The organism is Pseudomonas sp. FSL W5-0203, assembly GCF_001896155.1.
In the GTDB taxonomy this organism is placed as follows: domain Bacteria; phylum Pseudomonadota; class Gammaproteobacteria; order Pseudomonadales; family Pseudomonadaceae; genus Aquipseudomonas; species Aquipseudomonas paracarnis.
In genome coordinates this window covers 113,636-134,414 of sequence record NZ_MPOR01000008.1, presented here as the reverse complement: position 1 = coordinate 134,414, position 20,779 = coordinate 113,636, and the positions used below count along the sequence as shown (strand labels likewise).

Annotated in this window: 18 protein-coding genes; 9 read left to right on the top strand and 9 right to left on the bottom strand. The window is 61.1% G+C overall.

What is annotated here, in order from left to right; genetic code table 11:
* Positions 1-121: 121 nt before the first annotated feature.
* From BOP96_RS10115 to BOP96_RS10100, 4 genes are all read right to left on the bottom strand, one after another.
* Entirely contained in the window at positions 122-1,789 is a 1,668-nt protein-coding gene (locus BOP96_RS10115) for a bifunctional protein-serine/threonine kinase/phosphatase (protein WP_073452595.1), read from the bottom strand.
* Positions 1,789-3,000: a nitrate/nitrite transporter gene (locus tag BOP96_RS10110; protein ID WP_003193275.1), complete on the bottom strand. Its 1,212-nt coding sequence runs from the start codon at positions 2,998-3,000 to the stop codon at positions 1,789-1,791. The genes BOP96_RS10115 and BOP96_RS10110 overlap by 1 nt, the downstream gene beginning before the upstream one ends.
* Positions 3,001-3,146: 146 nt before the next feature.
* Positions 3,147-3,722: an ANTAR domain-containing response regulator gene (locus BOP96_RS10105; protein WP_003193274.1), complete on the bottom strand. Its 576-nt coding sequence runs from the start codon at positions 3,720-3,722 to the stop codon at positions 3,147-3,149.
* 13 nt (positions 3,723-3,735) lie between these two features.
* On the bottom strand, positions 3,736-4,935 hold the full coding sequence (locus tag BOP96_RS10100) for a CmpA/NrtA family ABC transporter substrate-binding protein (protein WP_014719479.1): 1,200 nt from the start codon (positions 4,933-4,935) through the stop codon (positions 3,736-3,738).
* 246 nt (positions 4,936-5,181) lie between these two features.
* On the opposite strand from BOP96_RS10100, the gene BOP96_RS10095 reads away from it, so the two are divergent.
* The 5 genes from BOP96_RS10095 to BOP96_RS10075 all read left to right on the top strand — a co-directional run bounded on the left by BOP96_RS10095 (position 5,182) and on the right by BOP96_RS10075 (position 8,257).
* Positions 5,182-5,913, top strand: a complete 732-nt coding sequence (locus tag BOP96_RS10095; RefSeq protein ID WP_014719478.1) for a secretin N-terminal domain-containing protein — start codon at positions 5,182-5,184, stop codon at positions 5,911-5,913.
* A 15-nt stretch (positions 5,914-5,928) separates the two neighbouring features.
* Positions 5,929-6,144: a FliM/FliN family flagellar motor switch protein gene (locus tag BOP96_RS10090; protein WP_003193267.1), complete on the top strand. Its 216-nt coding sequence runs from the start codon at positions 5,929-5,931 to the stop codon at positions 6,142-6,144.
* Positions 6,145-6,308: 164 nt separating this feature from the next.
* Complete coding sequence (locus tag BOP96_RS10085) at positions 6,309-6,698, top strand: winged helix-turn-helix domain-containing protein (protein WP_014719476.1); 390 nt, start codon at positions 6,309-6,311, stop codon at positions 6,696-6,698.
* On the top strand, positions 6,685-7,152 hold the full coding sequence (locus tag BOP96_RS10080) for a transglycosylase SLT domain-containing protein (protein ID WP_014719475.1): 468 nt from the start codon (positions 6,685-6,687) through the stop codon (positions 7,150-7,152). Before BOP96_RS10085 ends, BOP96_RS10080 begins: the two co-directional genes overlap by 14 nt.
* Positions 7,153-7,237: 85 nt before the next feature.
* Complete coding sequence (locus BOP96_RS10075) at positions 7,238-8,257, top strand: quinone-dependent dihydroorotate dehydrogenase (RefSeq protein ID WP_014719474.1); 1,020 nt, start codon at positions 7,238-7,240, stop codon at positions 8,255-8,257.
* Positions 8,258-8,378: 121 nt separating this feature from the next.
* Here BOP96_RS10075 and rmf read toward each other — a convergent pair whose 3' ends face one another.
* Positions 8,379-8,594, bottom strand: coding sequence for a ribosome modulation factor (gene rmf / locus BOP96_RS10070; protein ID WP_002553055.1), 216 nt, complete (start codon positions 8,592-8,594; stop codon positions 8,379-8,381).
* A 532-nt stretch (positions 8,595-9,126) separates the two neighbouring features.
* On the opposite strand from rmf, the gene rlmKL reads away from it, so the two are divergent.
* Both rlmKL and BOP96_RS10060 read left to right on the top strand, forming a co-directional pair.
* Complete coding sequence (gene rlmKL, locus BOP96_RS10065; RefSeq protein WP_014719473.1) at positions 9,127-11,391, top strand: bifunctional 23S rRNA (guanine(2069)-N(7))-methyltransferase RlmK/23S rRNA (guanine(2445)-N(2))-methyltransferase RlmL; 2,265 nt, start codon at positions 9,127-9,129, stop codon at positions 11,389-11,391.
* A 200-nt stretch (positions 11,392-11,591) separates the two neighbouring features.
* On the top strand, positions 11,592-13,976 hold the full coding sequence (locus BOP96_RS10060; protein WP_073452592.1) for a sensor domain-containing diguanylate cyclase: 2,385 nt from the start codon (positions 11,592-11,594) through the stop codon (positions 13,974-13,976).
* A 130-nt stretch (positions 13,977-14,106) separates the two neighbouring features.
* Here BOP96_RS10060 and dacB read toward each other — a convergent pair whose 3' ends face one another.
* Positions 14,107-15,567 (bottom strand): D-alanyl-D-alanine carboxypeptidase/D-alanyl-D-alanine endopeptidase, encoded by a 1,461-nt coding sequence (gene dacB, locus BOP96_RS10055; protein ID WP_014719471.1) that lies wholly within the window; start codon positions 15,565-15,567, stop codon positions 14,107-14,109.
* Between the two features lie 236 nt (positions 15,568-15,803).
* On the opposite strand from dacB, the gene BOP96_RS10050 reads away from it, so the two are divergent.
* A complete protein-coding gene (locus BOP96_RS10050; RefSeq protein ID WP_003193255.1) occupies positions 15,804-16,148 on the top strand; it encodes a YggL family protein in 345 nt (114 codons plus the stop codon).
* Between the two features lie 37 nt (positions 16,149-16,185).
* Here the strand turns inward: BOP96_RS10050 and BOP96_RS10045 are convergent, their stop codons facing one another.
* A complete protein-coding gene (locus BOP96_RS10045) occupies positions 16,186-17,376 on the bottom strand; it encodes a benzoate/H(+) symporter BenE family transporter (RefSeq protein ID WP_019820510.1) in 1,191 nt (396 codons plus the stop codon).
* Positions 17,377-17,598: 222 nt separating this feature from the next.
* Between BOP96_RS10045 and BOP96_RS10040 the strand changes: the two genes are divergently transcribed.
* Positions 17,599-18,363 (top strand): GntR family transcriptional regulator, encoded by a 765-nt coding sequence (locus BOP96_RS10040; RefSeq protein ID WP_014719469.1) that lies wholly within the window; start codon positions 17,599-17,601, stop codon positions 18,361-18,363.
* 154 nt (positions 18,364-18,517) lie between these two features.
* On the opposite strand, the gene guaD is transcribed toward BOP96_RS10040, so the two are convergent.
* On the bottom strand, positions 18,518-19,822 hold the full coding sequence (gene guaD / locus BOP96_RS10035) for a guanine deaminase (protein ID WP_014719468.1): 1,305 nt from the start codon (positions 19,820-19,822) through the stop codon (positions 18,518-18,520).
* A 12-nt stretch (positions 19,823-19,834) separates the two neighbouring features.
* Complete coding sequence (gene xdhC, locus BOP96_RS10030) at positions 19,835-20,674, bottom strand: xanthine dehydrogenase accessory protein XdhC (RefSeq protein ID WP_073452590.1); 840 nt, start codon at positions 20,672-20,674, stop codon at positions 19,835-19,837.
* Positions 20,675-20,779: the final 105 nt, after the last annotated feature.

Here is a 20,779-nt window from a genome sequence, read left to right as displayed (position 1 = left end):
TTCGTCGTTGAAGGAGCGGCTATATGTGGGGTGTTGGCAAAGCTAATGCAGCAGCTGTGCCAAGTCCCTATAGCCCCAGTTTTACTGGGCGTTTACACAGAGAGTCGGCGGATTCTGCCCGTTAGTGGTGCATCAACCAGTACAACAGCACCAGATTGAGCAAAAGCGAGGCCATCGCCAGGGTCTGCCAGACTTTCAAGGGTTCGCGTTCGAGCAAAGGCCGTGGGCGTAGGCTCAATTCGCGGCGGTCGGCCTGCTCCAGCACCAACAGCCATTCTTCGGCGGTTTCATAGCGTTGGCCCGGGACAGCGAACAGCGCTCGTTCCAGACTGTGCGGCAACCACTCCGGCAAGTCGGGGCGATAACGGCTGGCGCTGACGGGTTGGGAAAACCTGGGCCGTTGGAAGGCCTCGATTTCACCGTAGGGGTAATGCCCAGTCAGCAGGTAATACAAGGTCACGCCGACGCTATATAAGTCCTGTTGTGCCGTAGGCTGCTCGCCAGCGAACGCCTCGGGCGCGATGAAACTCGGGGTGCCGGGTAGCAGGTGCGCACGGTCCTCGGAGAGCCCGGGGCAATAGGCCAGGCCGAAGTCCAGCACTCGCAGTTCGCCATCTTCTCCCAGCAGCAGGTTTTCCGGCTTGATGTCGCGGTGCAGGATCTGCCGGCGATGCAGCAGGCCCACGGCGCGCAGCAAGCGTTCTGCAATCGACTGCCATTGTGCCAACGGAAGAGGGCCCTGTTGTTGGAACAGTTGGGCCAGGGTTTGCCCGGCGTATTCGCGCATCACGTAGTACAAATGCTGACGGCCACTGGCGGCATGCACTTCGGGAAAGGCACGGCCGGCGACCCGGCGCAGAAACCATTCCTCCGATAACAAGGCCTGGGCCGCATCGGTATCGTCGCAACGCAACGGCAAGGTCTTGAGCAGCCAGGGGTGCCCCTGGGCGTCGTGCACGCGGTACAGCAACGACTGCCGACTCTGCGCCAGCACGCTTTGCACCTGCCAGCCTTCAAAGGTTTGCCCGACTTTCAGCGGTGGCGGCAGTGGCCATTGCTGCAACTGCACCAGGGCGTCGCCGAGGGTGGCCGCGCCGAGTTGATCGATGCGCACCAGCAAGGCGCTGGCATTGTCTTGGCTACCCGCCAGGTGGGCGGCGCTGACCAGAGTGTTGACGGCCAGGTCGAGGTCGCTTTGCTCGCGCAGGATCGCGCCGATGCTGTGATCGCCCAGCGTGGCCCACACCCCGTCGCTGAGCAGCAGGAAACACTCGCCCTCGCGCAATGGACCATCGAGGAAGTCCAGCACCAGGTGCTGATCCAGGCCGAGGGCGCGCTTGAGCACATGCTGCATCCCCGGTTGTTCCCACACATGGTCTTCGCTGATGCGTTGCAACTCGCCGTCAAGCCAACGATACGCCCGGCAATCACCGACATGGGCCAGGGTGAAGCGTTGGCCGCGAAACACCAGGGCGCTGAGGGTGGTGAGCAACGGTTGGCCGCCGCCGTTGGCTTGCAACCAGCGATTCTGCGCGACCAACAGACGTTCGAGCGACTGGGCCACGCCCCAAGTCTGCGGCGTGGCGTAGTAGTCCACGGCCAGCGCCTGCAAGGTCGAGCGTGCGGCCAGGCCGCCGTCGGCGCACTGGCTGACGCCGTCGGCCAGCGCGCACAGGTAGCCTTTGCTCGCGGCCAGTTCCGCCATGGGCGTGACCACCCGCAGCGCATCCTGGTTCTCGCTACGCGGGCCGATGGCACTGGCCTGGGCGATGCTCAGTTGTAAGCTCATCAGACGCGGGCGGCGGTCACGGCGGCCGAACCCCAGGTGGTTCTCCAGCGCCGTTTCACCCCATGCAGGCCGAACCAGGCCAGCACACCGAGGCTGGCGAACAACCACAGGGCCAGTTGATAGCTGCCAGTACTCTGCTTGATGGCGCCCATGCCCGCCGCAAGGGCGAAGCCACCGATGCCGCCGGCCATGCCGATCAGGCCGGTCATGACGCCGATCTCACTGCGAAAACGCTGTGGCACCAGTTGGAATACCGCCCCATTGCCAGCGCCCAGGCCGAGCATGGTGCAGACGAAAAGTGCCAGCGCGGCGTAGGAACTGGGCAAGTTGAACCCCACTGCCGCAATGCAGATCACCGCCACGCTGTACATGCCGAGCAGGGTCTTGATCCCGCCGAACCGGTCTGCCAGGGCGCCACCCAATGGGCGCATCAGGCTGCCACCGAACACACAGGCGGCGGTGTAATAGCCGGCGGTCACCGGGCTCAGGCCGTACTGGTCGTTGAAGTAGCCGGGCAGGGCGCTGGCCAGGCCGATAAAGCCGCCGAAGGTCACGCTGTAAAAGAACATGAACCACCAGCTGTCGCGGTCGCCCAGGGCCTTGAAGTAGTCGGCCATGGCTTTGGCTTTTGGCCGCTGAGGGGCATTGCGCGCCAGCCAGGCGAACACGATCAGGGTCAGCACCAGTGGGATCAGCGCAAAGCCGAACACGTTGCTCCAACCAAAGGCGGCCGCCAGCACGGGCGCCAGCAGCGCGGCAAACACGGTGCCGGAGTTACCGGCGCCGGCGATGCCCATGGCTTTGCCCTGGTGCTCCGCCGGATACCACTGTGATGCCAAGGGCAGGGCGACCGCGAAGGACGCACCGGCCATGCCCAGGAACATGCCCAGCAGCAGCGCTTGTTCGTAGCTGTGGATCCCCAGTTTCCAGGCGCAGAACAGCGCCACGATCACAATCACCTGGCCAATCAGCCCGGCGGTCTTGGGCGACAGCTTGTCGGCCAGCATCCCCATCAAAAAGCGCAGCACCGCGCCCGCCAGGATCGGGGTGGCCACCACCAGGCCGCGCTGTTGGGTGGTCAGGTGCAAGTCAGCGGCAATCTGCACCGCCAGGGGGCCCAGCAGGTACCAGACCATGAAGCTCAGGTCGAAATACAGGAACGCGGCAAACAGGGTCGGGGTGTGCCCGGATTTCCAGAAGCTTGATTTCATCACGCACCTCAACGGTTGGGGGTCTAGAAACGAAAAAACGCCGCCACCGGGTTCGCAAGGGCAAACCGGGTGGGCGACGTCTTTGTCGTGAGGGGGCAACCGCCGTTGGCTACCTGTGATAATTCTTTAGCAAGAGCTGAGCCAGATCAGCCGAGCAACTCGCTCATGGCAATAATCTGCTCCGCCACCTGGATCAGTTTCTGTTGACGGCTCATGGCCTGGCGGCGCATCAGGGTGTAGGCCTCTTCCTCGTTACAGCTTTTCATTTTCATCAGCAGGCCCTTGGCCAACTCGATGCGCTTGCGTTCGGCCAGTTGCTGGTCGCGGGCATGCAGCTGGGCGCGCAGGGCCTGGTCACTCTCGAAGCGCGCCATGGCCACATCGAGGATCGGTTGCAGGCGCTGGGCCTGGATACCTTCGACGATATAGGCACTGACGCCGGACTTGATGGCCTGGCGCATCACATTCGGGTCGTGTTCATCGGTGAACATCACGATCGGCCTGGGCTGATCGCGGCTGACCAGCACCACTTGCTCCATCACATCGCGCCCGGGTGACTCGGTATCGATCAGGATCACATCCGGACGCACTGTTTCGACGCGTGCGGGCAGGTCGATGGTCAAGCCGGACTCATCGATCACCTCAAAGCCGGCCTCGGTCAATGCGGCCTTGAGGCGCCCTACCTTGCGCGGGGTGTCGTTGATCAACAGGATTCGCAGCATCGTCCGGCTCCTGTCAGCGCAGCGCTTGGCGATTGGCGTCATCGGCCAAGGCGTGAAGGTGGAAGCTGCGGGCATAGCCGGCGGGATCGCTGCCGTCCCAGGTCTTGCCGTCGAGCAACTGGCTGCGGCGCATGTCCGAGTTGCCCGGGGTAATGCCCAGCGTCTCGGCCGCCTGGCGGTACAGCGCCAGTTGCTGCACCTGCCGGGCGACGCCCAGGTAGTCCGGGTCTTCACGCAGCAAGCCCCAGCGCCGAAACTGGGTCATGAACCACATGCCATCGCTGAGGTAGGGCAGGTTCACCTCGCCGTCGGCGAAAAAGCGCAGTGCATGGGGATCTTGCCACTGGTTGCCCAGGCCATCGTCATAGTCCCCCAGCAAGCGTGGTTCGATGCAAGCCACAGGCGCATCGAGGTATTCAGGGGCACTGAGCAACTGGGCGGTAGAGCGGCGGTTTTCACGGCTCTGCTCGATAAACCGGCTGGCCTCCAGGATCGCCATGACCAGCACGCGTGCGGTATTGGGGTAGGCGTCAACGAAGGCTTGGGTGCAGCCTAGGACTTTTTCCGGGTGGTCCGGCCAGATCGCCTGGCTGGTCGCCAGGGTAAAGCCCTGGTTCTGTTGCACTGCGCTGGCGCACCAAGGTTCACCCACGCAAAGGCCGTCGATGCGGCCGGCTTGCAGGTGCGCCACCATTTGTGGCGGCGGCACTACTACGCTGTTCACATCCTGCAAGGGATGAATGCCTTGGCTCGCCAGCCAGTAATACAACCACATGGCGTGGGTGCCGGTGGGAAACGTCTGGGCGAAGGTGAGTTTTGTCCGGCTTTGGTGCACATGGCGCTTCAACGCCTCAGGAGTGATCATCCCTTGCTGTTGCAGGCCATGGGACAGGTTGATGCCCTGGCCATTCTGGTTCAGCCCCATCAGCACCGCCATGGGGCTGGGGGCGACGCCGCCGATGCCCAGGTGTACGGCATAGATCAGCCCGTAGAGACTGTGGGCGGCGTCCAATTCACCGCTGACCAGCTTGTCGCGCAGGTTGGCCCAGGACGCCTGGCGCTTGAGGTTGAGTGTGAGGCCGTAGGGTTGGGCGAAGCCCTGGGTGGCGGCGACCACCAGCGAGGCGCAATCTGTCAGGGCCATGAACCCCAGGTCCAGGCTGCTCTTTTCTGGGGCATCGCTGCCGTTTACCCAAGCCAGCGGATCGTTCATCAATACCTGCCTTTTTCTAAAAAAAAGCGCCGTTTCCCTGGTTGGCGTATAGGCCATTGCAGGGGAACGACGCCTTTGTCCGTAGGCCCGTGCCGCCTTTGGTGCGAGCCTGATACAGAGTGCAAAGCAAGGCACATGCCATGGGTGGGGCGGTTGCAACAGGCCGTCAGCTTTCGATCATGATTGAACCTCGTGCGCCTCGCAGTATGGCCGCTTCTTCAGGCCAGACCGCCAGGCATACCCACGGTGCACGCTGATTACCTCGCAACCCTCAATTGCCGCTGGCTGTACAGCGCGCTGCTGTGCGCCGTGCTGGTACTGGGCAGTGCCACGGCCCGTGGCGAGGAGTTGCCGCTCTACGGCGCCGAAGACGAGAGAAGCTCGGCGGTGGTGCTGCGGCATATTTCCGTCAATAGGCTGCGCGGCATCATGCGGCGTGCGGGGCTGGATGAGCCGCGCTACCCCCTGCGTGAAAACGGCGCGCGTACGTTCTATGTAACCGGGCCTTCCCGTTATGTCGACCAGGTATTGCGCCTCGCTCAACTGATGGACCGCCCCCCACGCAAGGTGCCAGAGCATGCGTCGTTATTCGGCGTGGTGAAAGTGATCAACGTCCTCGTGGACGATCACCTGCAGGGCGCAGGTGCCAACAGGGTCCTTGTACCGGGCATGGCTTCAATGATCAAAGCTCGGTTATCCCAGGCGCAGAAGGACCAACTGGCCGATGGCCGCCTTGTGTTAATGGCTTATCCGGATACCAACAGTCTGTTGATCAAGGGTTCACCTGCCCAAGTGAAGGTTATCGAAAAACGGGTGGCCGAGTTGGATGTCGCCCAGCCGCTGGATGAAGCCTCGCCGGGGCCGGCGCAGGCTGTCGGTGGAGACGTGCAACTGGTCGGCGCACCTCAGTTGACCGCCGCGCAATATGAGTACGTGCGACGTGCGTTCCTGCGAGCGGACCCTGAGTCTTCCCCCTGAAAAAGGCGTTTGTCCATGCACCTGGAAATATTGCTGCAGGAGCAACTGATCAGCCGCAAGCGTTTGGCCGCATTCGCACCGGGGAAGGTGCTGCCCTTGGACCCAGGCGTCACCCGCTGTGTGGAGGTGCGGGTCAATGGGCAACTGATGGCAGTGGGAGAGTTGGTGCAGTTGGAGGATCGGCTAGGAGTTGAATTACAGGAAACCTTTCAGGAGTGGCTGCCGCGATAAGGGTGCGAGCGAATTATCTGACCGGCTTCGGCCCAAAAAAGGCAAATGAATGGGTTTTTTCCTAACGCAGGTACGGGGCGCGGTTTTTATAGTCATGCCAATGGCAGATGAATTGGTTCACACAGTATGGATTTGAATGTCAGTAGTCGACTACAGAGGTGCGTATGGCCGTCGTAATGGATGAAACGACGACGTCCCTGGTCTTCGCTCGTTGGACCTTGCATGGCGATGGCCGGTTGACGGGTGTGGAGGCGGATATTCAGTTGGCTCCCAAGGAGGGGCATGTGCTGCGGTTGCTGCTGGCTTCCGGCGGCGCGCTGATGACCAAGGACCGCTTGCTGGAACTGGCCTGGCCTCGGGGGGAAGTGGCCGATGAGTCACTCACGCGGTGTATCTATTCCCTGCGCAAGCACTTGAGGGCCGACAAAGGCTTTATCAAGACGATTTATGGCAAGGGCTATCGCTTTACCTGCCCGGTGCGCACAGGTGATCAACCCAGGGCAGTGGCACACGTGTGCGCCGTCTGTGGTCAGGCCAGCAATGTCCAGAGTTAAGGCATGGGGCAAAGGCCTGGTGCTCGGGGTATTGATGGGCAGCAGCCAGGCCTGGGCTTTTTGCTGGGAAGAGGCGGCCAGCCGCCACGACCTTGAGCCGGAGTTGCTGCAAGCTATCGCCTCGGTCGAATCGGGTTACCGGGCGCAAGCGATGAACTACACCAACCGCAATGGCACGCGGGATATCGGCTTGATGCAAATCAACAGCATCCATTTGCCGCGCTTGCTCAAGCAGGGCATTACCGAAGAACGGCTGTTGAGCGAGCCCTGCCTGTCGGTAGAAGTAGGCGCCTCGATTCTTGCCGAGTTCATCCAGCGTTTTGGCTATAACTGGACGGCGGTGGGGGCTTACAACGTGGGGCCGGGGCCCGGGCCACAGCGTGAGGCATTACGCCTGCGCTACGCCGAAAGGATCTGGGTGCGTTATGAGGCGTTGACGGCGCAACGTCAATGAGATCAGGTGGCACGCCTCGCATGCAGGCCGCCACCCCGGCTATAATCAGCGTCACCTTTTGCCGCCATCCGAGTCTAGCCCGCCCATGTATACCCTGGCCCGCCAGCTGTTGTTCAAACTCTCCCCGGAAACCTCCCACGATCTGTCCCTGGACCTGATCGGTGCCGGTGGCCGTCTGGGGCTCAATGGCCTGGTATGCAAGGCACCGGCGAAAGTGCCGGTGTCGGTGATGGGGCTCGACTTCCCCAACCCGGTCGGTCTGGCTGCCGGCCTGGACAAGAACGGCGCGGCCATCGACGGGTTTGCGCAACTGGGGTTCGGCTTTGTCGAAATCGGCACCGTGACCCCACGGCCGCAACCGGGCAACCCCAAGCCTCGCATCTTCCGGCTGCCGGAAGCGGAGGCGATCATCAATCGTATGGGCTTCAACAACCTCGGCGTCGACCATCTGCTGTCGCGGGTTCAGGCGGCAAAGTACACCGGCATTCTGGGTATCAACATTGGCAAGAACTTTGACACGCCCGTGGAACGTGCGGTGGATGACTACCTGATATGCCTGGACAAGGTCTACGCCCACGCCAGCTATGTCACCGTCAACGTCAGCTCGCCCAACACCCCGGGGCTGCGCAGCCTGCAATTTGGCGATTCCCTCAAGCAACTGCTCGAAGCCTTGCGCCAGCGCCAGGAAGACCTGGCCGTGCGGCATGGCAAGCGTGTGCCGCTGGCCATCAAGATCGCGCCGGACATGAGCGATGAAGAAACCGTCCTGGTGGCCCAGGCCCTGGTGGATTCTGGGATGGACGCGGTGATTGCGACCAACACCACCCTCAGCCGCGTGGGCGTCGAAGGCCTGGCCCATGGTGACGAGGCCGGCGGCCTGTCGGGCGCGCCGGTGCGGGACAAGAGCACCCATATCGTCAAGGTGCTGGCGGCCGAGTTGGCTGGGCGTTTGCCGATCATCGCGGTGGGCGGTATCACCGAAGGCAAACACGCGGCTGAGAAGATCGCGGCCGGCGCCAGCCTGGTGCAGTTGTACTCCGGCTTCATCTACAAAGGCCCGGCATTGATTCGCCAGTCGGTGGATGCCATCGCTGCCTTGCGCTGATCAGGCAATAAAAAGGGCTCCATAAAGGAGCCCCTGGGCCGAAGCCCGCCGCCCGGATGGGGCGCGCGTGGTTAAGTCGCTACAAGTTCAAAGATGTGTGTGTCGCAATTAAATCCCCTGATTAGCCGACGGCGTGAAGTTCGTTGAGTCTGTGGATGCCCGCAGTGCCAGTCATACCGTCCCAGTTGTCGCCGCGTCCTTCTCGCCAGCCGTTGATCCAGGCTTGGCGTACCGACGGTAGAGTAAATGGGCAAAGCTCACGGGATTTTCCATGAACGCCATATTGATATCCGCGTAAAAATGCTCTTTCCAACGGATCACGCTTAAGTCTTCTCATAGGGTGTTTCCCTCACTTGTTGACTGTCTAGATATCCTTCGGCCTTGTCCAAGGCCGGGCAGAGTTTTTCTGCCGTTGGTGGGCTCGCTGCCGGCGTGGCGAGCCAATGTGTTGGCACCGTTACGGCGCCAACCTGTGTTGAGTTCTAACCAATAGGTCACATGTATTCAATGATCGTTTTGTCATAAGCACGTAACGATAACGATGCTATAGCCATAAGCTGGGCTGGTTATTCGCCCCTTTTATAGGGCAAAGCCAGCTATGATGTGCCCTGTAAAGAGGAAAGGTTTAATTCCTTAGTGAGAATGCCCGCCTATTGCAGTCGGTTATTATTCGACGAAGGGTCGGAATATTTCTTTTTGTTGCGCAACATTCTTCTTCTGCCTCGCCAATAAAGGCTCAAGAGCCCGCCAGACGGGGTGGAACGGCACATTCGTGCCACGCGAGCACTCTTCGAGAAAAGTGCTTGATTGAAAACCGAACCGGCGATGCGTCGCCGGTTCACTTATTGCTGAAAAGCCTGGAATGCCCCATGTCGGACCGTTTTGAACTCTTCCTCACCTGCCCCAAGGGCCTCGAAGGCCTGCTGATCGAGGAAGCCGTCGGGCTTGGCCTTGAGGAAGCCCGCGAGCACACCTCGGCCGTGCGCGGCATGGCCGACATGGAAACCGCCTACCGCTTGTGCCTCTGGTCGCGCTTGGCCAACCGCGTGTTGCTGGTGCTCAAGCGTTTCCCGATGAAAGACGCCGAGGATCTTTACCACGGCGTGCTGGACATCGAGTGGGCTGACCACATGGTCCCCGACGGTACCCTCGCGGTAGAGTTCAGCGGCCACGGCTCGGGGATCGACAACACCCACTTCGGGGCGCTGAAGGTCAAGGATGCGATCGTCGACAAACTGCGCACCCCGACCGGCGAGCGTCCGTCCATCGACAAGATCAACCCTGACCTGCGCATTCACCTGCGCCTGGACCGTGGCGAAGCGATCCTGTCCCTGGACCTTTCCGGCCACAGCCTGCATCAGCGTGGCTACCGCCTGCAGCAGGGCGCGGCACCCCTGAAGGAAAACCTGGCAGCGGCGATCCTGATTCGCGCCGGCTGGCCACGTATTGCCGCCGAAGGCGGCGCGCTGACCGACCCGATGTGCGGTGTCGGCACCTTCCTGGTTGAAGGCGCAATGATCGCCGCCGACATGGCCCCCAACCTTAACCGCGAGCTGTGGGGTTTCACCACGTGGCTGGGTCACGTCCCGGCGTTGTGGAAAAAGCTGCATACCGAGGCGACTGAGCGGGCGGCCATCGGCATGAACAAGCCGCCGCTGTGGGTACGTGGCTACGAAGCCGACCCGCGCCTGATCCAGCCCGCACGCAACAACATCGAACGCGCCGGCCTGAGCCACTGGATCAAGGTGTACCAGGGCGAAGTGGGCACGTTCGAGCCGCGCCCGGATCAGAATCAGAAAGGTTTGGTGATCTGCAACCCACCCTACGGTGAGCGCCTGGGTGACGAAGCCAGCCTGTTGTATCTCTATCAGAACCTCGGCGAACGCTTGCGCCAAGCCTGTATGGGCTGGGAAGCCGCAGTGTTCACCGGCGCGCCGGACCTGGGCAAGCGCATGGGTATCCGCAGCCACAAACAGTATTCGTTCTGGAACGGCGCATTGCCGTGCAAGTTGCTGCTGATCAAGGTCAATCCGGACCAGTTCGTCACCGGCGAGCGCCGCACCCCGGAACAGCGCCAGGCCGAACGTGAGCAGGCGGCTTACGACCAGGCCCCGAGCGAGCCGGCAGAGCGTCAGTACAACAAGAACGGCAACCCGATCAAACCCGCCCCGGCCCCCGTGGTGGAGCAGGCGCGCCTGAGCGAAGGCGGGCAGATGTTTGCCAACCGCCTGCAGAAGAACCTCAAGCTGCTGGGCAAATGGGCCAAGCGCGAAGGGGTGGATTGCTACCGTGTGTATGACGCCGACATGCCTGAGTACTCCATGGCGATCGACCTGTACCACGATTGGGTGCACGTGCAGGAATACGCCGCGCCAAAATCCATCGACCCGGAAAAAGCCTCGGCCCGCATGTTCGATGCCTTGGCGGCAATTCCCCAGGCACTGAACGTCGACAAGAGCCGTGTGGTGGTCAAGCGTCGTGAGCGCCAGAGCGGCACCAAGCAATACGAGCGTCAGAGTGCCCAAGGCAAATTCACCGAGGTCAGTGAAGGCGGCGTTAAGTTGCTGGTCAACCTCACCGATTACCTGGACACCGGCCTGTTCCTCGACCATCGCCCGATGCGCATGCGCATCCAGAAGGAAGCGGCGGGCAAGCGCTTCCTCAATCTGTATTGCTACACCGCCACAGCCAGTGTGCATGCTGCCAAGGGCGGCGCGCGCAGCACCACCAGCGTCGACCTGTCCAAGACCTATCTGGACTGGGCGCGTCGCAATTTCTCCCTCAACGGCTTCTCCGACAAGAACCGCCTGGAACAGGGTGACGTGATGGCGTGGCTGGAAGCGAGCCGCGATGAATTCGACATGATTTTCATCGACCCGCCGACCTTCTCCAACTCCAAGCGCATGGAAGGCATCTTCGACGTGCAGCGTGACCATGTGCAGTTGCTCGACCTGGCCATGGCACGCCTGGCGCCGGGTGGAGTGCTGTACTTCTCCAACAACTTCCGCAAGTTCCAGCTGGAAGACAACCTCAGCGAACGCTATGCGGTCGAGGAAATCAGCGACAAGACCATCGACCCTGATTTTGCGCGCAATGCCAAGATCCACCGCGCCTGGAAAATCACCGCACGCTGATTTTTCTCTGTAGGAGCGAGCTTGCTCGCGAAGATCGTCAACGATAGCGCTGCGTATCCGGTTTAACGCAGCGCTCTCAGGTTCTTCGCGAGCAAGCTCGCTCCTATTGTTTTTGCACTGGTCAAACCCATGACCGATGGCTATAACTTAAGCCCTAGCCAAAGTGACACCCCCGCACACTGGCGCTGTGAGTGTTGCCTATGCCGATGCAAGTCGTTCGCCCGAAAATCCTTGGTTTTATCAGTGAGCAGGCATCGGCTTGGCTGGTGGCATTGGTGGTGTTACTGGTCGGTAGCGCGCTGACGGTGGTCGTCGCGTGGGCGGCTTCGGACCTGTATCAGCAGCAGGTGCGCCAGCGGTTCCAGTTGCTGGTCAACGAACGCTACAGCCGCATCCAGGAACGTTTTGAAGATCAGGAACAACGCCTGGGCAGCCTGCAGCGTTTCTTCGTCAATTCCGCAGAGGTATCCCGCGCCGAGTTCGACGGTTTCGCCAAACCGCTGTTGTTGCATGCCCGTGCCTATGCCTGGGCACCACGGATATTTCGTACGCAGCGCAGCTTGTTTGAGCAGGACATTTCTCGCCAGCGTGGCATTCCCTTCAGTATCCGCGAACTGAATACTGCAGGTGAGTTGGCGCCCGCGGCCGAGCGCGATGAATACGTACCGGTGCTGTACAGCCAGACCCAAAGTTTGCTGGGCTCGCCGCTGGGCTTTGATCTGCTGGCCCAGCCCCTGCGCCGGTCAGCGCTGGCGCGTGCGCAAGAAAGCGGCCAGTTGGCGGTGTCACAGCCCATGCAATTGGTGGGTGTGGAGCCCGCTTATGCGGCAGGCGTGTTGTTGGTGGCGCCCGTGAGCAAAGTCGCAGATGCCGAGCCTTACGGCTTTGTGATGGCGGTGATCAGCATGCGCCAGCTGGTGGCCGAGGGGTTGCCCAGGCCCAACCGGGACAACCTGGTGATGCAGATCGTAGACACCTCCGACACCCAGCAACGGGTGTTGTACGCGTCCAGTAACGCCTTGGGCAGCAGTGGCTTGACGGCTGCACGTCGCCTCACCCTGGGCGATCATGTCTACGCCCTGAGCCTGAGCGCCAGCGAAGTGTTCGACAAGGCCAACCATTCTTCGATGCACGCCATTCTGGCGATGGGCGTGTTGCTCAGCGCCTTGCTCAGTGCGCTGCTTTACATGCTGGTCAGCCAGCGCCAGCGCGCACTGAAACTGGTGGAGCAACGCACCGTTCAATTGCGTGCCCGTGAGCAGGAGTTGCGCGGTGCCCATGGGCAACTGCGCAGCGTGCTGAATGCGGCGACTCAAGTGGCGATCATTGCCACTGACCTGCGCGGTGTGATCAACACCTTCAATGCCGGTGCCGAACAGATGTTGGGCTTTACGGCCGAGGAGGTGCTGGGGCATATGACCTTGGGCCGCCTGCACGTGGCCGCGGAACTCGACGCCCGCGCTGAGCCGTTGAGCAGGGCGCTGGGCAAGCGCATTCCAGCGAGCCAGGCGATGCTGGTGGAGAGCCCGGACAGTCAACATGAAGGGCGTGAGTGGACGCTGGTGCGCAAGGATGGCAGCCAACTGACGGTCAACATGTTGCCGACCGTGCTCTTGGATGACCATGGCCTGTGGGTCGGGCACTTGGCGATTTACCTGGATGTCACCGAGCAAAAGCGCGCCTATGAGGCCCTTGCGGTACGCGACCGCCTGCTGAAAAAACTCAGTGCCCATGTACCGGGTGGAATCTTCCAGTTCACTTTGGAACCACAGGACAATTGGCGTTTCATCTATGCCAGCGAAGGCATGCGCGATATCTATGAAATCGAACTGGGCGTGCTGCAGCAGGATGCGGGCAAGGTGCTGGAGCGCATTCACCCTTTGGACCTGGAGCGAGTGCGTGCCTCGATACGCCTTTCTGCGTTGCAACTGAGCCATTGGCGCGAAGAGTACCGCGTGCAATTACCTCAGCGAGGCCTGCGCTGGATTCGCGGCGAAGCGACGCCGGAAGAATTGCCGGGAGGCGGTACGCTTTGGCACGGTTATGTATCGGATATTTCTGATCTCAAACGGGTCGAGGATGAACTGCGCGCACTGTCCATTACCGACTCCCTGACAGGGATCTATAACCGGCGCTATTTCCAGGATCGTCTCAAGGGCGAAATGCTCCGGCTCAACCGTACCTCTGGCGCGCTGTCGTTGATCATGCTCGATATCGACCACTTCAAGCGCATCAACGATCAGCACGGCCATGCCGTGGGCGACGGCGTGTTGCAGGAGTTGTGCAAGCGTATCGGCCAACGCTTGCGCCGTACCGATGTATTTTGCCGGCTGGGTGGGGAAGAGTTTGTGGTGCTGTGCCCCAACACTGATGGCGCACAGGCTTACAGCCTGGCGATGCAGTTGTGGCAGTCGTTGCGTGATGCGGCGATGGAGCCGGTGGGGGTGGTTACCGCCAGCTTCGGCGTAGCCAGTTGGCGGATCGACGAAGGTATCGATGGCTTGCTGCTGCGCGCTGATTCGGCGGTGTACGTGGCCAAGCAGGCGGGCAGGGATCGCGTCGAGGAAGCCCTGACGCTTGAATGATCGTTCCCACGCTCTGCGTGGGAATGCATCCTAAGACGCTCCGCGTCACGCCTTGAGCGCGGACGCAGAGCGTCCAAAACAGCATTCCCACGCAGAGCGTGGGAACGATCAGACAGGGTGATGTGGTGCTTTAGAGAACCGGTGCGGCTGCAACGGCCTTCGGCTGGCGATACAGGTCCAGCAGCACCTGATCCAACACCGACGAGGCTCCCCAAGGCTTGGAGTCGTTGAGAATCGCCACCACCGCCCAGGTATTGCCATTGTTGTCGCGGCTGTAACCGGCAATGGCGCGCACGGTGTTCAAGGTGCCGGTCTTCACATGGGCTTCGCCGCGCAGGGCGGTGGTTTTCAGGCGTTTACGCATGGTGCCGTCGGTGCCGGCGATCGGCATCGAGCTGATGTACTCCGCCGCATAAGGGCTTTTCCACGCGGCTTGCAGCATGGCCGCCATCTCGCGGGCGCTGACCCGTTCGGCGCGGGACAGGCCGGAGCCGTTTTCCATCACCAGGTGCGGCGCGGTGATGCCTTTCTTGGCCAGCCACTGGCGCACGACGCGTTGCGCGGCCTTGGCATCGTCGCCATCGGCATCGTTGCGAAACTGCGCACCCAGGCTCAGGAATAACTGCTGAGCCATGGTGTTGTTACTGTACTTGTTGATGTCGCGGATGATCTCCGCCAGGTCCGGCGAGAAGGCGCGGGCAAGTACCTTGGCATCCTTGGGCACCGGTGCCTGGATGTCACGGCCCTGGATGGTACCGCCCAATTCCTTCCAGATCGCCCGTACAGCACCTGCGGTGTAGGTGGCGTGGTCGAGCAGCGACAGGTAAGTCTGCGAGCTGCAGCCATCACCCAGTTGGCCGCTGACGGTCACGGTCACGCTGCCGTCGGCAGCGGTCACCGGGCTGTAGCGCACGTCACCGGTGCACTGCTTGGCGTTGGTGACTTTCACCTGGTTGTCGATGCGAATGCTGGCAATCGGCGGCTCGACCGATACGATCACCCGCCCCGAATCATTGCGGGTCACGAAGCGCAGGGCCTTGAGGTTGACCAGCAAGGCGTCGGGCTTGACCAGGAACGGCTTGTTCTCATCGTTGCCGTCGTCGTTGAACTCGGGCAATTGCGGCTGGTTGAAGAAATTGCGGTCTAGCACCAGGTCGCCAGTGACTTGCTGCACGCCATTGGCACGCAGGTCGCGCATCAGCAACCAGAGTTTTTCCATATTCAGTTTGGGATCGCCGCCGCCCTTGAGGTACAGGTTGCCACGCAGCACGCCGCCGCTGAGGGTGCCATCGGTGTAGAACTCGGTCTTCCACTGATGGTTGGGGCCGAGCATTTCCAGGGCCGCATAAGTGGTGACCAGCTTCATGGTGGAAGCCGGGTTCACCGAGACGTCGGCGTTGAAGACCGTAGGGGTACCAGGGCCGTTCAGGGGCAGCATCACCAGGGACAGCGCGGTATTTTGCAGCTTGGCCTTCTGCAAGGCCTGCGCAACGCTGGGTGGCAGGGTGTTATTGACGGGAGCGGCGCAAACGGAAAAGGCCAGGGGCAAGACAACACTGGCAAGTAACACTGAGCGCAAAGATTTGATCATAAGAAATAAAACCCTACTGCTGAGGAGGGTGAAAAAGGCGAGGGGTATGGAAGAAAATCCCTCATTGGTCACGAAAGTGTCGGCATTATGCCCCAAGCTGGCGCCACGTGTAGCTGAACGATAGCTGCTAATCATGGTTTTTTTGCGCGCATTTGCCCGTCGGTCCCAGAGAGTCGGGCAATTGCCGCCTTAAACTGCTAAAGTGCCGCCCGTTAATACTTATGAGGATTGTTCCAATGGCGACTAACCGTTCCCAGCGTCTGCGCAAAAAACTGTGCGTTGATGAATTTCAAGAGCTGGGTTTCGAACTGAACCTGGACTTCAACGAAGGCCTGAGTGAAGAAGCTATCGACGCTTTCCTCGAAGCATTCATCAAAGAAGCCATGGAAGCCAATGGCCTGGGCTATGTCGGCGGCGATGACTACGGTCTGGTTTGCCTGCAAAAGCGTGGCTCGGTCTCCGAAGAGCAGCGTGCTGCCGTGGAAGCCTGGCTGAAAACCCGTTCCGAGCTGACCAAGGCTGAAGTCAGCCCGTTGCTGGACGTGTGGTATCCGGAAAAGCCGATCAACGCGGCTAAGTGATACTGAAAAAAACGGCGACCTGAGGGTCGCCGTTTTTTTATGCCTTGCGCCAATTCAGAATCAGCAGCGTCAACACCCCCGCCACAATCCCCCAGAACGCCGAACCGATGGAAAACAACGTCAAGCCTGACGCCGTGACCATAAAGGTGATCAGCGCCGCTTCCCGTTCCTTCGGCTCATTCATGGCGATGCTCAAGCCATTGATGATCGAGCCAAACAACGCCAACGCCGCAATCGACAGCACCAGTTCCTTGGGCAGGGCTGCGAACAATGCTGCCAGCGTGGCGCCGAATACCCCGGCAATCCCATAGAACACCCCACACCACACCGCAGCGGTGTAGCGCTTGTTGCGGTCTTCATGGGCGTGCGGCCCGGTGCAGATCGCGGCGCTGATCGCCGCCAGGTTGATGCCGTGGGAGCCGAACGGTGCCAGCACCAATGACGCCAGGCCAGTGGTAGTGATCAACGGCGACGCCGGCACGGTGTAGCCGTCGGCTCGCAGCACCGCTACGCCGGGCATGTTCTGCGAGGTCATGGCCACCACGAACAGCGGAATGCCGATGCTGATGGTCGCCGCCAACGAGAAGTGCGGCGTCGTCCAAACAGGCGTCGCCACCTCCAGATGAAAACCGCTGAAATCCAGCAGCCCCATCAGCCCTGACAAGGCGGTACCGATGAGCAAGGCGGCCAGCACGGCATAACGCGGCGACAGGCGCTTGATGATCAGGTAGGTGAAGAACATCCCCAGCACCAGCCCGGTACGATGCTGGGCGGCGACGAAAATCTCGCTGCCGATCTTGAACAGGATCCCCGCCAGCAACGCCGCCGCCAGTGACGCCGGAATCCGCTTGACCAGTTTCTCAAAGCTGCCGGTCAACCCGCAGAGCGTCACCAGTACCGCGCAGGTGATGTAGGCACCGATGGCCTCGCCATAGCTCACGCCGCCCAGGCTGGTGATCAGCAGCGCCGCGCCAGGGGTGGACCAGGCGATGGTGATCGGTGTGCGATAGCGCAGGGACAGGCCGATGCTGCACACCGCCATGCCGATGGAAATCGCCCAGATCCACGAAGAAATCTGCGCCGTGGTCAAGCCGGCGGCCTGGCCGGCCTGGAACATCAGCACCAGGGAGCTGGTGTAGCCGGTCATCATGGCGATAAAGCCGGCGACGACGGCCGACGCAGAAGTGTCGGCCAGTGGGCGCAAGGGCGCTTGGGTGGCGTCGGTCATGGAGAGGTGTTCCTTATTGCCGGGAATTTGCCGCTGGCGGCTCTGATTCAAGCCTAAACTCAAACGTAACGAGTCATTGCAATACAGCCGAGCCCGCAAACAGCCGTACAGTGTGTTGGCGCAGTGGGTTGTGTACAATGTGCGCTGTTTTTAGGTGATACTTGCCAGCGACACGCTGTTGCCGTATTACCGTTAATTCGCCGTTCTCAAACCCGAGTGCCCATGAACGAACAGTTGCAACCTCTCAAGAAACAACCGCGAGCCGGCAAGGCCGGTCGCAGCGGAACCCAGGACGATATCGTCTATGCGCATATCTTCGAGGCGATCCTTGAACAACGCCTGGCGCCCGGAACCAAATTGAGTGAAGAGGCACTGGGCGAGATCTTCGGCGTGAGCCGCACCATCATTCGCCGCGCGCTGTCGCGCCTGGCCCATGAAAGCGTGGTACTGCTGCGGCCCAATCGCGGTGCGGTGGTTGCCAGCCCAAGCGTCGAAGAAGCACGCCAGGTGTTCATGGCCCGGCGCCTAGTGGAGCGGGCGATCACAGAATTGGCGGTGCAGCACGCCACGGCCGAGCAGTTGGCCGAGTTGCGCCAGATGGTCAACGACGAGCGCGACAGCTTCTCGCGCGGTGACCGTGGCGCCGGTATCCGTCTCTCTGGCGAGTTCCACTTGAAGCTGGCCGAAGCCGCGAAGAACGCGCCGCTGATCAGCTTCCAGCGCAGCCTGGTGTCTCAGACGTCATTGATCATCGCTCAGTACGAAAGCGGCAACCGCTCGCACTGTTCCTACGATGAGCACACCCAGTTGATCGACGCGATCGAAGCCCGGGATGCGACGTTGGCGGTGAACTTGATGATGCATCACATGGATCACATCGACAGCAAGCTCAACCTCGATGAAGAGAGTGCGTCGGATGATTTGCATGCGGTGTTTTCGCATCTTTTACAGACTAAAAAACCTGGGCGCTCGTCTGTAAAGTTGTAAACCCAATCAAATGTGGGAGCAGGCTTGTGTGGGAGCTGGCTTGCCTGCGATAGCATCACCGCGGTGTAACTGACATACCGCGGTGCCTGCATCGCGGGCAAGCCCGGCGCCCACATAAGCCCCTCCCACATTGGTTTTGTGGGGGGCTCTGAGATCAGCGCTGGTGAACGAGCTGCCCGGCTGCATAGGTTTGCAGCACCGTCCGGTCATCCCCCAACGTCATCAGTACAAACAACGTCTCGGCAATGTTATTGGCCTGTTTCAGGCGATAGCTCAGCAGCGGCGTGGCGTTGTAATCCAACACCAGGAAGTCTGCATCGGTGCCTGGTTGCAACGTGCCGATCTTGTCTTCCAGGCGCAGCGCTCGAGCGCCGCCCAGGGTGGCCAGGTACAGCGACTTGAACGGGCTCAGCCGCGCACCTTGCAGTTGCATGACCTTGTAGGCTTCGTTCAGGGTTTGCAGCAGCGAGAAGCTGGTGCCGCCGCCCACGTCGGTGCCCAGGCCCACGTTCAAGTTGTGTTTTTCGGCCATCGGCAGGTTGAACAGACCACTGCCGAGGAAGAAGTTCGACGTCGGGCAGAACGCGACTGCCGAGCCGGTCTCTGCCAGCCGTGCGCATTCGTCATCGCACAGGTGTACGCCGTGGGCAAACACCGAGCGCTCGCCGAGCAGCTTGTAGTGGTCGTAGACATCCAGGTAGCCGTTGCGCTCCGGGAACAGCTCATTGACCCACTCGATTTCCTGCTTGTTTTCGCTGATGTGGGTCTGCATGTACAAATCCGGGTATTCGCCCAGCAACTGACCAGCCAGCGTCAATTGCTCCGGCGTACTCGTAGGGGCGAAGCGTGGCGTCACCGCGTAATGCAGGCGCCCCTTGCCGTGCCAGCGTTCGATCAGCGCCTTGCTTTCCTGGTAGCCGGATTCGGCGGTGTCGGTCAGGTAATCAGGCGCGTTGCGGTCCATCATCACCTTGCCGGCAATCATGCGCAGGTCGAGTTTCTCGGCCGCTTCAAAGAATGCATTCACCGATTGCGGGTGCACGCTGCCGAACACCAGCGCTGTGGTGGTGCCGTTGCGCAGCAACTCCTTGATGAAAATATCCGCGACTTCTTCGGCGTGAGCCTTGTCGGCAAACTGGCTTTCACAAGGGAAGGTGTAGGTGTTGAGCCAGTCCAGCAGTTGCTCGCCATAGGCGCCGACCATCCCGGTCTGTGGCAGGTGGATATGGGTGTCGATCAAGCCAGGGGTAATCAGCGCGTCCTGGTAATGGGTGATGTCGATATCGGCGGGCAGGCTCGGCAGCAGGTCGCTGGCGTGACCAAGGGCGCTGATCTGGCCGTTGTCGATCACCAGCAGGCCGTCCTCGAAATATTCATAGGAGGCTTCGATCCCGACCACGGCAGGGTCGGCGATGCTGTGCAGGATGGCGGCACGGTAGGCTTTGCGAGTCAAAGGCATGATCGTCTCGATTTAGATAGCTTGGCTGCGGCGTGAAGCCGGCAGCAGTTTGGCAATAGGTTCGGCGCCGGCAAGGTGCTGGCCGAAATTGGCGTTATAGGTGGCAATGATTTCGCCGGCGATGGAGATGGCGATCTCCACCGGGAGCTTGCCCTTGACCTCGGGGAGGCCCATGGGGCAGCGCATGCGTTGCAATTGCGCGGCGTCAAAGCCGCGATCACGCAGGCGGTGTTCGAATTTGACCCGCTTGGTTTTCGAGCCAATCAGGCCGAAGTAGGCGAAGTCGTTGCGCTTGAGCAGGGCGGCAGTCAGTTCCAGGTCCAGCGCGTGGTTGTGGGTCATGACGATGCAGTAACTGCCTGCTGGCAAGTCGGCAATTTCGTCGGCCGGCTCTTCGCTGACGATTTTACGCACGCCTTGGGGGATGTGCTGCGGGAATTCCTGCTCGCGGGAATCGATCCAGCGCACCCGGCAGGGCAGGCTTGCCAGCAATGGCACCAACGCACGGCCGACATGGCCGGCGCCAAACACGGCGATGTGCGCCTGCGCCTGGCCCATGGGCTCGAACAACAGCACGGTGACGCCACCGCAGCACTGGCCCAGGCTGGCGCCGAGGCTGAAGCGCTCCAGATGAGTGTCCTGCTGGCCGCGCACCAACATGTCTCGGGCGATCTGCATCGCCTTGTATTCCAGGTGCCCGCCGCCGATGGTGTCGAAGGTGTGCGCGGCGCTGATGACCATCTTGGAACCGGCGTTGCGCGGGGTTGAGCCGAGTTCCTCGATGATGGTGACGAGCACGCAGGGTTCGCCCTGGTTGTGCAGGGTGGCGAGGGCGCTGATCCAGTTGTCCATGTCTACCTCAACATTTCTGCTGTTAGTTCGGCCGCTATCGCAGGCAAGCCAGCTCCCACATTTGATCGGGTTAGCACCTCAAAATGTGGGAGCCGGGCTTGCCCG

Bases quoted from the DNA above. Each gene is read 5' to 3' on its own strand.
- BOP96_RS10115 (WP_073452595.1), bottom strand. From the start codon at position 1,789: ATGAGCTTACAACTGAGCATCGCCCAGGCCAGTGCCATCGGCCCGCGT.
- BOP96_RS10110 (WP_003193275.1), bottom strand. From the start codon at position 3,000: ATGAAATCAAGCTTCTGGAAATCCGGGCACACCCCGACCCTGTTTGCC.
- BOP96_RS10105 (WP_003193274.1), bottom strand. From the start codon at position 3,722: ATGCTGCGAATCCTGTTGATCAACGACACCCCGCGCAAGGTAGGGCGC.
- BOP96_RS10100 (WP_014719479.1), bottom strand. From the start codon at position 4,935: ATGAACGATCCGCTGGCTTGGGTAAACGGCAGCGATGCCCCAGAAAAG.
- BOP96_RS10090 (WP_003193267.1), top strand. From the start codon at position 5,929: ATGCACCTGGAAATATTGCTGCAGGAGCAACTGATCAGCCGCAAGCGT.
- BOP96_RS10085 (WP_014719476.1), top strand. From the start codon at position 6,309: ATGGCCGTCGTAATGGATGAAACGACGACGTCCCTGGTCTTCGCTCGT.
- BOP96_RS10080 (WP_014719475.1), top strand. From the start codon at position 6,685: ATGTCCAGAGTTAAGGCATGGGGCAAAGGCCTGGTGCTCGGGGTATTG.
- BOP96_RS10075 (WP_014719474.1), top strand. From the start codon at position 7,238: ATGTATACCCTGGCCCGCCAGCTGTTGTTCAAACTCTCCCCGGAAACC.
- rmf (WP_002553055.1), bottom strand. From the start codon at position 8,594: ATGAGAAGACTTAAGCGTGATCCGTTGGAAAGAGCATTTTTACGCGGA.
- rlmKL (WP_014719473.1), top strand. From the start codon at position 9,127: ATGTCGGACCGTTTTGAACTCTTCCTCACCTGCCCCAAGGGCCTCGAA.
- BOP96_RS10060 (WP_073452592.1), top strand. From the start codon at position 11,592: ATGCCGATGCAAGTCGTTCGCCCGAAAATCCTTGGTTTTATCAGTGAG.
- dacB (WP_014719471.1), bottom strand. From the start codon at position 15,567: ATGATCAAATCTTTGCGCTCAGTGTTACTTGCCAGTGTTGTCTTGCCC.
- BOP96_RS10050 (WP_003193255.1), top strand. From the start codon at position 15,804: ATGGCGACTAACCGTTCCCAGCGTCTGCGCAAAAAACTGTGCGTTGAT.
- BOP96_RS10045 (WP_019820510.1), bottom strand. From the start codon at position 17,376: ATGACCGACGCCACCCAAGCGCCCTTGCGCCCACTGGCCGACACTTCT.
- BOP96_RS10040 (WP_014719469.1), top strand. From the start codon at position 17,599: ATGAACGAACAGTTGCAACCTCTCAAGAAACAACCGCGAGCCGGCAAG.
- guaD (WP_014719468.1), bottom strand. From the start codon at position 19,822: ATGCCTTTGACTCGCAAAGCCTACCGTGCCGCCATCCTGCACAGCATC.
- xdhC (WP_073452590.1), bottom strand. From the start codon at position 20,674: ATGGACAACTGGATCAGCGCCCTCGCCACCCTGCACAACCAGGGCGAA.